The 14,035-nt window shown below is 69.4% G+C and carries 11 protein-coding genes; 5 read left to right on the top strand and 6 right to left on the bottom strand.

The features are described from left to right. Nucleotides 1–52: 52 nt before the first annotated feature. Both PMI02_RS08720 and PMI02_RS08715 read left to right on the top strand, forming a co-directional pair. Nucleotides 53–1,675, top strand: coding sequence for an NAD(P)/FAD-dependent oxidoreductase (locus PMI02_RS08720; RefSeq protein WP_007681629.1), 1,623 nt, complete (start codon nucleotides 53–55; stop codon nucleotides 1,673–1,675). Next, on the top strand, nucleotides 1,672–2,844 hold the full coding sequence (locus PMI02_RS08715; RefSeq protein WP_007681627.1) for an NAD(P)/FAD-dependent oxidoreductase: 1,173 nt from the start codon (nucleotides 1,672–1,674) through the stop codon (nucleotides 2,842–2,844). The genes PMI02_RS08720 and PMI02_RS08715 overlap by 4 nt, the downstream gene beginning before the upstream one ends. Before the next feature lie 9 nt (nucleotides 2,845–2,853). On the opposite strand, the gene msrA is transcribed toward PMI02_RS08715, so the two are convergent. From msrA to PMI02_RS08690, 5 genes are all read right to left on the bottom strand, one after another. Next, nucleotides 2,854–3,519, bottom strand: coding sequence for a peptide-methionine (S)-S-oxide reductase MsrA (gene msrA, locus PMI02_RS08710; protein ID WP_007681625.1), 666 nt, complete (start codon nucleotides 3,517–3,519; stop codon nucleotides 2,854–2,856). Nucleotides 3,520–3,617: 98 nt separating this feature from the next. Next, on the bottom strand, nucleotides 3,618–5,315 hold the full coding sequence (locus tag PMI02_RS08705) for a hypothetical protein (protein WP_007681623.1): 1,698 nt from the start codon (nucleotides 5,313–5,315) through the stop codon (nucleotides 3,618–3,620). 10 nt (nucleotides 5,316–5,325) lie between these two features. Then, on the bottom strand, nucleotides 5,326–7,032 hold the full coding sequence (locus tag PMI02_RS08700) for an Hsp70 family protein (protein WP_007681621.1): 1,707 nt from the start codon (nucleotides 7,030–7,032) through the stop codon (nucleotides 5,326–5,328). 111 nt (nucleotides 7,033–7,143) lie between these two features. After that, nucleotides 7,144–8,211, bottom strand: coding sequence for a LacI family DNA-binding transcriptional regulator (locus tag PMI02_RS08695; protein ID WP_007681620.1), 1,068 nt, complete (start codon nucleotides 8,209–8,211; stop codon nucleotides 7,144–7,146). 47 nt (nucleotides 8,212–8,258) lie between these two features. Beyond that, entirely contained in the window at nucleotides 8,259–9,587 is a 1,329-nt protein-coding gene (locus PMI02_RS08690) for an MFS transporter (protein ID WP_007681618.1), read from the bottom strand. A gap of 222 nt (nucleotides 9,588–9,809) precedes the next feature. On the opposite strand from PMI02_RS08690, the gene PMI02_RS08685 reads away from it, so the two are divergent. From PMI02_RS08685 to PMI02_RS08675, 3 genes are read left to right on the top strand one after another with little or no spacing between them, the layout of a single operon-like run. Further along, on the top strand, nucleotides 9,810–10,952 hold the full coding sequence (locus PMI02_RS08685; protein WP_007681615.1) for a glycoside hydrolase family 68 protein: 1,143 nt from the start codon (nucleotides 9,810–9,812) through the stop codon (nucleotides 10,950–10,952). 5 nt (nucleotides 10,953–10,957) lie between these two features. Then, on the top strand, nucleotides 10,958–11,878 hold the full coding sequence (locus PMI02_RS08680) for an ROK family protein (RefSeq protein WP_007681614.1): 921 nt from the start codon (nucleotides 10,958–10,960) through the stop codon (nucleotides 11,876–11,878). Nucleotides 11,879–11,926: 48 nt separating this feature from the next. After that, the gene (locus PMI02_RS08675) at nucleotides 11,927–12,922 is read left to right on the top strand and encodes an amidohydrolase (RefSeq protein WP_007681613.1); all 996 of its coding nucleotides are present in this window, start codon (nucleotides 11,927–11,929) and stop codon (nucleotides 12,920–12,922) included. Between the two features lie 30 nt (nucleotides 12,923–12,952). Here the strand turns inward: PMI02_RS08675 and PMI02_RS08670 are convergent, their stop codons facing one another. Next, complete coding sequence (locus PMI02_RS08670) at nucleotides 12,953–13,942, bottom strand: nitronate monooxygenase family protein (RefSeq protein WP_007681612.1); 990 nt, start codon at nucleotides 13,940–13,942, stop codon at nucleotides 12,953–12,955. Nucleotides 13,943–14,035: the final 93 nt, after the last annotated feature.

Raw genomic sequence — 14,035 nt, 5'->3', positions numbered from 1 at the left:
GGTCGAAAGCGGGTGATGGCGCTGCGCCGCGCGAGCGTATAAAGGCGCACCGATGCTTCGCCTGACCGATCTCGCACTGCCCCTCGACCACACCCCCGCCGACCTCGACGCGGCGGTGATCGAACGCCTCGCTATCGCGCCCTCCGACCTCGAGCGGGTTACCGTCGTGCGCCGGGGCAACGACGCGCGGCGCAAGAACGCTATCAAGCTGGTCTACGCCCTCGATGTCGCCGTGCGCGATGAAGCCGATGTGCTCTCCCGCTTCCCCGGCGACCCGCACGTTCGGCCAGCGCCCGACACTGCATACAGGTTCGTCACCACCGCCCCCGAGGACTACTCCGGCCCGCGCCCCGTGGTGATCGGCGCCGGACCCTGCGGCCTGCTCGCCGCGCTGATCCTCGCGCAGATGGGCCTCAAACCCATCATCATCGAGCGCGGCAAGGCCGTGCGCGAGCGCACCCGCGACACCTGGGGCCTGTGGCGCCGCTCCGAACTTAACCCGGAAAGCAACGTCCAGTACGGGGAGGGCGGGGCGGGCACGTTCTCCGACGGCAAGCTCTACAGCCGCATCAAGGACCCGCGCCACCTGGGCCGCAAGGTGCTGACCGAGTTCGTCAAGGCCGGCGCGCCCGAGGATATCCTCACCGAGGCGCACCCGCATATCGGCACCTTCCGCCTCGTCACCATGGTGATGTCGATGCGCGAGACGATCGAGGCGCTCGGCGGCGAATACCGTTTCGGCACCCGCGTCGACGACTTTGCGATCACGGAGGACGCCGACGGCACCCGCCGCCTGACCGGCCTGCATCTCTCGACCGGCGAACTGCTGGAGACGCAGCACGTCATCATGGCGGTCGGCCACTCGGCGCGCGACACCTTCGAAGTGCTGCACGACCGGGGCGTCTTCATCGAGGCCAAGCCCTTCGCGATCGGCGTGCGCATCGAGCACCCGCAGGGCTGGATCGACAAGGCGCGCTTCGGCCCCTGCGCCGGCAACCCGATCCTCGGGGCGGCGTCGTACGCCACCTCTTACAAGGCGAAGAACGATCGCACCGTCTACTCGTTCTGCATGTGCCCGGGCGGGCGCGTGGTGGCCGCCGCGAGCGAGGAGGGCGGCGTCGTCACCAACGGCATGAGCCAGTATTCGCGCGCCGAGTTCAACGCCAACTCCGGCCTCGTCGTCGACATCACGCCCGAGCGCGACTTCCCCGGCCACCCGCTTGCGGGCCTCGCCCTTCAGCGCAAGTTCGAGAAGCTGGCCTTCGCCGCGGGCGGATCGAACTACAAGGCGCCGGGGCAGAAGCTAGGCGACTTCCTCGCCGGCCGTGCGTCCACCGAACTGGGCGAGGTGATCCCCAGCTATCAGCCCGGCGTCCATCTCACCGACCTCGCGCAGTGCTTGCCCGACTTCGTCATCGAGGCGATCCGCGAGGCACTGCCGGTGTTCGGCCGCCAGGTGCCCGGCTACGACCACCCCGACGTCATCATGACCGGCGTTGAGACGCGCACCTCCTCGCCGGTGCGCATGACGCGCGGCCGTGACTTCCAGAGCCTCAACACGCGCGGCCTCTACCCGGCGGGCGAGGGGGCGGGCTACGCGGGCGGCATCCTCTCCGCCGCCGTAGACGGCATCCGTGTCGCCGAGGCGGTGGCGCTGGACCTCCTCCCGGCATGAGCGAATACGACGCGATAGTGCTCGGCGCGGGCGCGGCCGGCCTGTTCTGCGCGGCCACGGCGGGCCAGCGCGGCAAGCGCGTGCTGCTGCTCGACCATGCGGCCGAGCCGGGCAAGAAGATTGTGATTTCGGGCGGCGGGCGCTGCAACTTCACCAACATCCACACCGCGCCGGACCGCTATCTCGCCAGCAACCCGCACTTCGCCAAGTCCGCGCTCAGCCGCTACACGCCGGCGGATTTCCTGTCGCTGATGGAATCCTACGACATCGCCTGGCACGAGAAGACGCTGGGGCAACTGTTCTGTGACGGCTCGGCCAAACAGGTCGTCGCCATGCTGCTGGAGGAGTGCGACAAGGGCGGCGTCGTGCTGAACTGCGGCGACGCGGTCGGCGCGGTCGAGCATGCGGACGGCCGCTACCGGGTTGAATACGGCGGGAACGTCGCCACGGCCCCGGCCTTGGTGATCGCGACGGGCGGCCCATCGATCCCGAAGATGGGCGCGACCGGATTCGCCTACGACCTTGCGCGCAAGTTCGGGCTCAAGGTGGTGCAGCCGCGCCCCGCGCTCGTGCCGCTGACGTTACCCGGCGACGAAGCGCTGTTCCGCGAACTCTCGGGCGTTTCGACCGAGATCGTCGCGCGGTGCGGGAAAGCTGCATTCCGCGAGGCGGCGTTGTTCACGCACCGTGGCCTTTCCGGCCCGGCGATCCTCCAGATATCGAGCTACTGGCAGCGCGGTGACACCGTGACCGCCCAGTTCGTCCCCGACCGGGTCGACGGCTGGCTCAAGGCCATCAAGCGCGAGCGCCCGCGCCTGTCGTTCCGCAAGGCGATGGGCGATGGCCTGCCCGAGCGGTTGGCCGACGCGCTGTTCGCAAGGCTCGGCATCGAGGGCGAGATGGGCAGCCTGACCGACAAGGTCCTGAGCGCCGCCGAGGCCCGGCTGGCGCGCTGGCCGTTCCTGCCCGATGGCTCGGAAGGCTACGCCAAGGCCGAAGTCACCGCCGGCGGCATCGACACTGCCGAACTGTCGTCCAAGACCATGGAAGCTCGCAAGAGCCCGGGGCTCTACGCGATCGGCGAGGCGGTGGACGTCACCGGCTGGCTCGGCGGCTACAACTTCCAGTGGGCCTGGGCCAGCGCCCGCGCGGCGGGGCTGGCGCTCTAGGCCGCCGCCTCAGCGGTACAGCGCCGGCCAGGTCTTTTTCAGCGCGTCCAGCTTGGGCGCGTCGTAGCGGCGGATGTAGCCGTTGGTCGGGTTCCGCCGCAGGAAGTCCTGATGGTAGCTCTCGGCCGGGTAGAAGGCGCCGGTCTCGATCTTCGTCGCCACTGGCTTTGAATAGACCCCCGCCTGGCCGATCGCGGCGATGTAAGAGGCGGCGACCTGCCTCTGCGCATCGTTCTGCGGGAACACCGCCGAGCGGTAGCTGGGGCCGACATCGGGGAACTGGCGGTTCACCTGCGTCGGATCGTGCCCGACCGAGAAGAACACCTTGAGCAGCGTGCCGTAGCTCACCTTGGTGGGATCGTAGACGATGCGCACGGCCTCGGCATGGCCGGTCTTTTCCGTAGAGACAGCGCCGTAAGTGGCGTCCTTCCGCGCGCCGCCGGCATATCCAGCCGTCACGGATTTCACGCCTTTCACATGCTCGAACAGCCCCTCGATGCCCCAGAAACAACCGCCCGCGAGGACGGCGACCTGGTCACCGCTGCCGGCCTTCTCGGCGGGAGGGGCAGGGAAGGCTGCGGCATTGGCGGGCGTCTCTGGCCACGAGGCAAGGCCCACGGCGGCGAGGCCGAGCGCGGCGGCGGTGGCGAGGACGGGCAAGGGACGGATCGACATGGGGGCTCTCCGGGTTTCCCTGTACATGGGAAGCGCGTAGGCCCAGCGCCAGAGGGGGCCTACAACGTCAGCAGGATCGCGCGGCGAGCATCGCCTTCTCAGCCGAGCGTCGCCTTCAGCAGCGCGATCGAGACGGCGCAGCGGTTGGTGTCCGGGCCCTTGCCCTGCATGGCCTGTGCGACGTCGGCCTTGGGCAGCTTCGTGGCCGCGATCACATTGGCGACGAGCGCACCGGGGACGCTGGCGGTGGTCGGGCCCGAAAGCGCAGGCTGGCCGAGTAGTCCGCGTTCGGCGAAGGACGCGGCAAGCTCGCGCTCGCGTGTGCGCACTGTCCAGGGTACCGGGACGGCGGCGGGAAGCTGGCCGGCGTTGAGGTAGAGCAGGCAGGTCGCGGTGTCCTTTGCCTGCGCCGCTTTCAGCAGGTCGAGGCGCAGGCGCATGGTGCGCTCGAAGTCCTCGCCGGTGGTGGCGCGGCCGTTGAGGTAGAGGCGCCGGCGCACGAACTCGACGGCGTGATTGGCGGCTCCCCCATTGCCTTCGCCCGACTGCACGGCGGCGCGGCTCAGGTTCTCGATGGCGACCGAGAGGCTGGAGTCCTGTTGCCGCAGCCAACCGGGGTCGTGCCCTGCGCCAAAGGTTTCGGCGACAGCCTCGACGTTTGCCGCGTGGATGGTGCGCATGTCGGCAGCAAACTGCGTGCCGCCGACGATGTTAGGCGCGGATGACGGGCGGGGCGCGGAATCTCCCAGGCTGGCGAGGAAGCTGAGCAGTGCCAGCGCCAGCAACGCGATCGCTACCGTCGGCCAGGCGCTGCCGCCTTCCCACGAGGCGATGCGGTCGGCGTCGAGGTGGTCTTCCAGTTCGGGGAAACGCTTGCGGATGCCTGCGAGCAATTGCCGCACGTCTGCGCCGTTGGCGCTTAGGGCGCGCAGAGGACCGGCACGGCCTGGGCGTCTAAGTTCCGTCCATGCCTTGTGGAAGCGGTGCTCCGGACGTTGGACCTTCGCGTGGAAGCGGTGCGCGCGCAGGTGCGTGCCGAGGTAGGCGACGGCGGGCCGCGCATCGACCTTGTCCCACTCCCTGTCCCACGCGAAGACGGTGTTGGCCTCCTCGACCAGCGGCCCGCTGCGGGGCCAGGCATCGACGAACATGTCGAGCAGCCATGCCTCCATTTCGTCCTGCCGGGTGACGTTGGAGTGGTAGACCACGTCGAGCACTGCGCGCAGGATCGTGAGAGCGCGGGTTTCCTCGGCCCTGTCCATCGGCGCGACACCGGCCGGCCCGCTGGTATCGAGCATCGCGGAGAGGCGTGCGAACGGCGATTGCAGCGCCTCCTGGCTCACGTCCCCCCCATCAGCGCGGCCCTCGAGCAAAGGTGCGGCGAAGGAATCCGTGTTGGCAGGCAGGATGGAGGAGCCGGGTCCGCCCTTGGCTGAAAGATCCGGCGAGATGCGGTCGATCAGTTGGTCGGTGGCTGCGGGGGCCGGAGCGGAAAGCGCGAGGTCGGCGGCCCATTCGCCGTCCAGCGTCAGAGCCGAGAACCGCCATGTCGGCGGGGCGCTGTCCTCGCCGGGTTCGATCGGGCCTTCTTCGACGTCGGGCTCTGCTTCCACGGGCGGCGGCGCCATGCCCTTCGCCAGGCGCAGCGCCTGGTCGCGTGCCTGTCGCAGCAGGGCGTACCCATCGACATCGGCGTCGAGGTCCATCGACTTGATGCGCGCGGCGTAGGCGCTGCGGATCGCGCGGGCGTCGCCCGTCGCGTCGATGCCAAGCGCGGACCACGGAAAGTCGCTCACGGGCGCGGGCTCACAGCGGGCTGGCGCTGTCGATTTCGTCGAGGCGGGCGTTGAGGAAGCCGCGCGCGTCGGCGATGCGGCGCGGGTCCTGCGTGTCCAGCGCGCCGACGAACTCGGTGATCCAGTGGCCGATCGCCTGCCGCACTTCGCCGATGTGGTCCTCGTAGGCGCGTTCGGCGCGCGCCATCAGGGCGACGTGGCCGGCTTCCTCGCGCGGGTGGTGCTTGAGCCCGGCGAGCGCGGCGCGGCGCTTCTCGATGTCCTTCCTGTCCGGCCGGTCCTCCTCGTCAACGATGACGAGGTTGTGGCTCTGGCCGCTGGCGGGGACGTGGACGTCGACTTCCAGCAGGCCCGAACTGTCGTAGGAGAAGCGCACTTCCGCGCTGACTTCGCCCGCCGGACGCGGCGGCACCGGGACGACCAGCTGGCCCAGCTTGACGTTGCCCGAAACCTCGCGCGCCTCGCCTTGGTAGATGCCGAATTCGATCTGCTTCTGCCCGTCGCCCATGGTCGAGTAGCTGTTGACGCGGCTGACGGGTACGGGGGTGTTGCGCTCGATGATCGGCGAGAACAGCCCGCGCTGGAGGCCGCCGAAACGGTCCTGCTCGGCGATTTCGATGCCGAGCGTGAAGGGGCAGACGTCGGTGATGCGGATCTCGTCGAGCGCGGCATCGCGGCCGACGAGTCCGGCCTGGATCGACGCGCCCAGAGCGACCGCGTGGTCGGGATGGACCGAGGAATTGGGAAAGCGGCCGAACAGGCGGGTGATAGCCTTGCGCACCACCGGCATGCGCGTAGCTCCGCCGACCAGCACCACGTCGGACAATTCCGCCGCCTCGATCGCGCTGTCCCGCAGGGCGCGCACCACCGGCTCGCGCAGGCGGCGGACGAGCGGTTCGGCGGCGGCCTCGAACTCGGCCTCGGTGACCATGGTGGAGAGGCGGACCTCCTCCACCGTCAGCGCGAATTCCGCCTCGCTCGCGGTGCTGAGCGCACGGCGGCAGGTTTCGGCAGCGCGCTTGAGCACCGCGTCGCGGCGCTCGTCGGGCAGCTTCGCCAGCAGGCCCTCGGGATCGAGGCGCGGCTTTACGAAAGCAGCGAGCGCATCGTCGAAATCGTCGCCGCCGAGGCGATTGTCGCCCGCCGAGGCGCGGACTTCGACGATGCCGTCGAACATCTCGACCACCGACACGTCGAAGGTGCCGCCGCCGAGGTCGAACACCAGGAACGGCTCGCGGTCGCCCTTGTCCTGGAGGCCGAAGGCAAGCGCGGCGGCGGTCGGCTCGTTGATGAGGCGGCGCACGGTGAGGCCCGCCAGTTCGCCGGCGCGGCGGGTGGCCTTGCGCTGGCGGTCGTTGAAATAGGCCGGGACGGTGATGACCGCCTCGGTCGGCTTCTCGCCGGTCAAAGCCTCGACGTCGCGGACGAGCGCGCCCAGCACGATGGCGGAGACGTCCTCGGGCTTGTATTCCTTGCCGCCGAGGCGCGCGGTTCGCTGGGTGCCGATCAGGCGCTTGAAGCTGGTGGCGGTGTCCTGCGGGTGGACGGTCATGCGGTCGAGCGCGGGAGTGCCGATCCAGGTCTGCCCGTCCCTGGCGATGCTGACGGCGGAGGGGGTAAGCAGTTCGCCCAGCGCATTGGGCACCAGCTCCGCCTCGCCGCCGCGCCAGATGGCGACCGCGCTGTTGGTCGTGCCGAGGTCGATCCCGATCAGCATGGGGCCTGCGCCGAAATACCTGGAATCACGCTCGTCCTCGACTGTACTGGGCCTGGGCGCTGGAGTAGCGGGCGGACGGGTGCTTTGGGAAGCCCCGTCGTCCGCCGCGGGTTATGCCCGCGTGGTGCGGCGGACGATCAGGCTTGGAGGCATCGCGAGGCTGTCGGTGCTCTCGCCCTCGATGCGCGCCTTCAGGTTCTCGACCATGACACGGGCGCCCCCGGCGATCTCTTGGCGGATCGTGGTGAGCGGCGGCATGGTCTGCGCGGCCATCGGCAGGTCGTCGAAGCCGACCACCTGCGCGTCGTCGGGAACGGCGCGGCCGGTTTCGTAGAGCACACGCAGCGCCGACATGGCGATCAGGTCCGAGGCACAGACGAAGCCGTCGTAGTCGATGTCGGGCATGGCCAGCGCGGCCTTGATCTGGGGCCCCATCTCGGTCGTGGCGAGGTTGATGGGAATGTGGGCGAGCGGCAGCCCCGCCGCTTTCGCCGCGGAGGCCGCGCCGCGGTGGCGCATGTCGATCTCGATGCCGGTGGTGTCGCCCAGGAACGCGAGGCGTTTGGCGCCCGACGCGATCAGGTGCTCGGCGGCCAGGCGCCCGCCCATCTCGTTGTCGGTGCCGACCACGCAGTGGACCTGTCCCTCGCGGTAGTTGCCCCAGACGACCAGCGGGCGGTAGTTGGCCGCGACCTGGTCGATGATGCCGGACTGGTCCGACTGGCCGATCACCAGCACGCCGTCGACCATGCCCGAGCCGGTGATGCGCTCCAGCCAGTCCGAAGTTCCGTCGGGGATCGCGCGGCTGAGCATGAGGTCGTAGCCGCTCTCGGTCAGCTGGTCCGCCAGATGGCCGAGCAGGGTGAGGAAGAACGGGTCTGAGATGCTCTGGCGCTTCTCGTGGCCGAGCGGGATGACCACGCCGATGACTCCGGTGCGTCGCGAGCGTAGCTTGCTGGCCATCTGGTTGGGGCGAAAGCCGTAGTGCCGGGCAAGCGTCTGGATGCGCTCGCGCGTCTCGGCATTGACCAGCGCCTTGCCCGCCAGCGCGCGCGATACCGTACCCGCCGAGACCCCGGCGACGCGCGCCAGATCCGCCAGCGTGCGCACTTCCACGGCGGGCGTGGACGCGTCCGTGCCGCCGATAACCTCGTTGCTGTCGCCCGCCCCTGTCTCCATAAGGCGGGACCCTTAACACCCGGATCGCGCTGCCGGAAGTAACTTGTTCAGTTAGCTGCCGGGGCCCTGGAAGCCGGTCCACCGGCGCCGACGAACAGCGTCGCTGCGGCGCCCAGCAGCATCAGGATGCCCGCCAACACGAGCGCATTGCGCGGGTCGCCGCCGAGGATGGGGCCGTAGATCAGCGGCATCGTCAGGCTCTCCACCAGCATCGGGATGACGATGAACATGTTGAAGATGCCCATGTAGATGCCGTTACGCGCAGGCGGGATCGAATCGGCGAGCATCACGTAGGTGTTTCCCATCATGCCAGCCCAGCCCAGACCGATGCCGACCATCAGCATCGCGAGGTGCGGCAACGAGGTGGTCCAGGGGACCATCAGCATCGCCAGCCCCGCAGCCGCGAGACAGCCGACGTGGACATCGCGCGCTCCCAGTCGCCGCACGACCGGGATCAGCGCCAGCGCCGCCACGAAGGCGACCGCGTTGTAGACCGCGCCCAGTTGCTGCGCAGTCAGGGCGGCATCCCGGAAAGCCTCTGTCTTCACGTCTGCCGTGCCGCGGAGCGAGCGCGACAGGGCGAAGGCGATGTACTGCCAATAGACCATCATCGCGTACCACTGGCACAGCATGGCGAGCGCCAGCCTGCGCATCGGGCGAGGCATTTCGGCGATGGCGGAGCGAATGTCGCTCAAGGTCGCGCGCGGGGTGAGCGGGTCGGCGGCGATGGCTGCGCGCTCCTCGGGCGAGAGGGGCAGTTCGGGCACGCGGGTGATCGAATAGAGGATCGTCGAGATCGACAGCACCGCGCCGATGATGAAGGCCCAGCGCACGATCTCGGGGATGCCGCTCGGCCCCAGCAGATGCCGGTCGACCATGCTCGCCATCAGCGAGGGCGCGAGGTACGACAGGGTGTGCGCAAGGCCGGTGAAGGCGCTCTGCGTCAGGAAACCGACCGGGCGCTGGTCGGGCGCCAGTCGGTCGGCGACGTATGCCCGGTAGGGCTCCATGGTCACGTTGTTGCCCGCGTCGAGCAGCCACAGCAGGCTCGCCGCCATCCACAGCGCCGAGGAATTGGGCATCAGCAGCAGTGCCGCAGAACACAGCAGCGCTCCCACGAGGAAGTAGGGCGTGCGCCGCCCCATCCGCGCCAAGGTGCGATCACTCATCGCCCCGACCAGCGGCTGGATCAGCAATCCAGTCACCGGACCCGCCAGCCAGAGCAGAGGCATCACCGCCTCGCTCGCGCCTAGATAGGCGTAGATCGGTCCCATGTTCGCTTGCTGCAGCCCGAAGCTGAACTGCAAGCCGAAGAACCCGATGTTCATCTCGACGATGCGCAGCAATGAAAGTCTCGGCCGGGTGCCTTCGGGCATGGGCGTCTTTCGGATGGCTCAGGCGCTCACCGTTACCGACAAATTAAGTGAGTTGACAGGCCGGTATCCAAGATAATCGATTGCAGGCCCGCTACTTAGGAGGTGTCCTAAGGAGCTATCCTTAGGCTCCGACGGCGAGGTGATGTCTCGAGCCACGGGTCTTCAAAGGGTTGCGTGTTTTTCATTTACAACGATTTTCAAACGATTGTACGCCGTCGCTCGATGAACCCCGCCTTCGCGCTCTCCGAGTCTCCGCTTTCCCTGATCTGGTCGTCGGCGGACCTCGCCGGGTTGGCCGCCGGGGGCCTGCCGCGCGCGCCCGTTTTCGCGGCGGGAGACGTGCGGCCCGTCGCGCCCGATCTCGACGTCTGGGACGCCTGGCCGCTCGCCTGCGGGCGGGGCATGCCGGTGCGCTGGCGCGGCGGCGAATTGTGGTTCGCGCTCGCCGCGCCCGCGCTCGATGATCCCGAGGGCCGGCACGACCTTGCGCGTATTCATCATTTCCATCGCATCGAGGGCGACTTCGTCCACCTCGGACCGACGTTTGACGACGGATTCACGCCGGGCAGCCGCGAATGGTCCGGTTCAGCCCTTTACGAGGACGGACTGGTCACGCTTTACTTCACCGCTGCGGGCGCGCGCGGGGAGCCGGTCCCGACATTCCAGCAGCGCCTCTTGGCCGTGACCACGCTTCTCGCCGCCGACGAGGGCGCCGTGTTCACCGGCTGGTCCGAGCCGGTCGAACTGGCCGTACCGGCCGACGTCATCTACATGAGCCGCCACGATGCCAGTGGCCAGGTCGGCGAGATCAAGGCGTTCCGCGATCCCGCCACCTGGCGCACCGGGGAGGGCGGGCAATACCTGCTGTTCACCGCCTCCTCCGCCCGCCATCTGGGGCGCCACAACGGCGTCATCGGCTGCGCGCGGCGCAGGCTTGACGGGACCTTCGAGAAGCTCCCGCCGCTGGTGGATGCATCGGGCCTCAACAACGAGCTGGAGCGCCCGCACATCGTTGCGCACGGTGGGCTGCTCTACCTGTTCTGGTCCACCCAGGCGCGGGTATTCGCACCGGGCGTGGGTGCGCCGACCGGGCTCTACGGCGCCGTCGCCGAGCGGATCGAGGGACCGTGGGCCCTGCTCAACGGCCACGGCCTCGTCTTCGCCAATCCCGAGGCGGAGCCGTTCCAGGCCTACAGCTGGTGGGTGCTGCCCGACCTTTCGGTGACCAGCTTCATCGATTATTGGGGGATCGACGACGCGAAGGCGAGCGAGAAACCGGCCGGGCGGATGCATTTCGGCGGAACCTTCGCCCCCTTCCTGCAGTTGCGTCTCGATGGCGAGACCGCCACGCTGAAGGACGGGTGAGCGACATGCACAAGCTGGCGGGCATCGAACTGGGCGGCACCAAGACGGTGGTCGTGCTCGGGGCACCGGGCCGCATCGACGAGCGTCTCGAATTTCCCACCACCGAGCCGACCGAAACGCTCGACCGCGCGATCGACGCGATCCAGGGCTGGCGCGACGACAAGCCGGTCGACGCGGTGGGCATCGCCAGCTTCGGGCCGGTGCGCGTCTCCCGCGAAGCGTCGGACCACGGCTTCATGCTCGACACGCCCAAGCCCGGCTGGAGCGGGGCGGCGGTGTCCGGGCCGATTACGGCGGCCCTCGGCTGCCCGGTGGCGATCGACACCGACGTCAACGGCGCCGCACTTGCCGAGCATCGCTTCGGCGCCGGTCAGGGCTGCGAGAGCCTCGTCTACCTCACCATCGGAACCGGGGTGGGCGGCGGCGTGCTGATCGGCGGCGAGCCCGCGCACGGGTTGCTGCACCCCGAGATCGGCCACGTCCGCCTGCGCCGCGCGGCGGGGGACGAGTTCGACGGCGCCTGCCCCTTTCACGCGGACTGCATCGAGGGCCTCATCGCCGGTCCCGCGCTCGCCGCGCGGTTGGGCACGCATCCTTCGCGCGCCGAGGCCGACGACCCGGTGTGGGAGATGGCCGCGCACGACCTGGCAGAACTGTTCGCGATGCTGGTGCTGACCGTCTCGCCGCAGCGGATCATCGTGGGCGGCGGGGTTTCAGCGGGCCAGCCGCAGCTTCTGCCGATGGCTATCGCGCGCGTGCCGGCGCTCCTCGGCGGCTACCTGCGGGACTGCACCCGCGAGAAGCTGGCGGGCATGATCGTTCCGCCGCTGCTGGGCGACGACGCCGGGCCGATGGGCGCGCTCGTGCTCGCCGCCCGCGCGCTCGAGGATCGCACTGCTGCCGTCAGGATTGCCGCCGGCGTCTGAGCGCTTTACGCTCCTGCCACGCGGAGCAGACGCGGGGGAGAGCGAGCGATGACCAAGGCCGAAGCGGCGATCGACCCGGCGCGTCCGATCGTCGATCCGCATCTTCATTTCTGGCACATCCACTCTGGCCCCAACCCCGAGCCTCAGCGCTTCCTGTTCGACGAGGCGCTGGCGGCGATCGCGGCCAGCGGCCACGCGGTGACACATAGCGTCTACGTGGAATGCGGCCAGATGTACCGCGCCGACGGCCCGCCGGAACTGCGGTCGCTGGGCGAGACGGAGTTCGTGAACGGCATTGCCGCGATGAGCGCCAGCGGCGGCTACGGCCCCGCCCGCCTCGGCCACCGCATCGTCGGCAACGCGGACCTGTCGCTCGGCGCGCGGGTGCGCGATGTTCTCGAAGCTCACCTTGCCGTGGCAGGGACGCGTTTTCGCGGCGTCCGCATGGAAACCGCGTGGAGCGCGCAGCGCCTGTTCGGCTACCCCTGCGATCCCGCGCATAGGGGCGTCATGACGCGCCCGGCCTTCGTCGAGGGGGCGCAGGCCCTAGCGGCGCTGGATCTCAGTCTCGACGTCTGGTGCCTCCACACCCAGCTGGGAGAACTCGCCGCGCTGGCCGACGCGGTGCCCGGACTGACGATCGTGCTCGACCATCTCGGCACACCCGAGTGCGGCGGGACGTGGGCGGGGCGGCCGGACGAGGCGTTCGCGCAGTGGTCCGAGGCCATCCGCGACCTCGCGCTGCGCCCCAACGTCCGGGTGAAGCTGGGGGGCATGGGCATGAACGTGGCCGGCACGCTCACCGCCGATGACGGGCCGGGGACGAGCGAGGAGCTTGCACACGAATGGCGAGCGCGGGTGGAAACGGCGATCGCGGCCTTCACCCCGGCGCGTGCGATGTTCGAAAGCAACTTTCCGCCCGACCGCTGCGCGGCCAGCTACGGCGCGACATGGAATGCCTTCAAACGGCTCGCCGCCGGTTACTCCGAGGACGAGAAGGACCGCCTGTTCCGGGGCACTGCCGCGCAGGTTTATCGCATTTAAGCTCCCCAATCCGTTGGGGGGAGTGCGCTGTTAACGCCCGCTGTCCTGCGCGGCCTGCGCAGCCTCCGCCATGTCGGGCAGGGCGCAGGCCGCCAAATACTCGGCGCGCAAGGTGCGCACGAGGTCCGCCACCGGCGGCGCGTCGTGGATGAGCCCGATGCCCTGACCCCCGCTCCAGATGTCGCGCCAGGGTGTGCGGTCCGGTGGGAGGTGGTCGGTCGAGCGGCCCTCGGGGATGAACAGCGCATCCGGGTCGAGCCCCGCCTCCCGCAGCGAGGTCTTGAGCCACATCGCCGGTAGTCCGTTGACCCCGCGCGTGTAGATCACGTCCTCGACCCCGCCGGCCACCAGCATCGCCTTGTAGGCATCGGGAGCCCCGGCCTCGCGCGTGGCGATGAAGCGGGTACCCATGTAGGCGAGGTCGGCGCCCAGCAGCTCGGCCGCGCGGATCCCCGCGCCGGTGGTCACCGCCCCGGCCATGACGACGGTGCCGTCGAAGATGGCGCGGATCTGGGGGATGAAGGCGAGGTGGCTGATCGTCCCCGAGTGTCCGCCGCCGCCCGCGCCGATGGCGATCATGCCGTCGACGCCGGCCTGCGCGGCCTTCTCGGCGAAGCGCAGGTTAGTGACGTCGTGGAAGTGCAGCAGGCCATGGTCGCGGATCATCGGCCCGACCGCCACCGGATTGCCCACCGAGGTCACGACGATCCGTGCCCCGTGCGCTTTGGCGGCGGCGAGGTGTTCGCGGAACAGGGCGGTGTCCATGCTGGGTGCGAGATTGACGGCTAGCGGGCCGGGCAAGGCAGCGTGTCCTTCGCCCGCCCACGCGGCGAGCGCCTCGCCGACCTCCCTGAGCTGTGCGACGAAGCCCTCGAGATCGCGGCAGTGGTTGGCGGTGAGCGAGCCCACGATGCCAGCCTTGCAGCAGGCGGCCGCCAGCGCGGGCGTGGAACAGAGGAACATCGGCGCGCAGAATGCGGGCAGGGTGAGCCTGTCGCGGATCGATGCGGCGAGCGCCATGGCGGTCCTTTCCCCTCGCGGCGGATCTGCATCCGCTTGTCATCGGGGATAGTCACCTCGCATCGTTCAGTGCAATCATCCGATAGAGAACAT

It is taken from the genome of Novosphingobium sp. AP12, from assembly GCF_000281975.1.
Lineage (GTDB): Bacteria > Pseudomonadota > Alphaproteobacteria > Sphingomonadales > Sphingomonadaceae > Novosphingobium.
The sequence above is the reverse complement of the archived record's forward strand: the minus strand, read 5'-3'. Positions and strand labels throughout refer to the sequence as shown.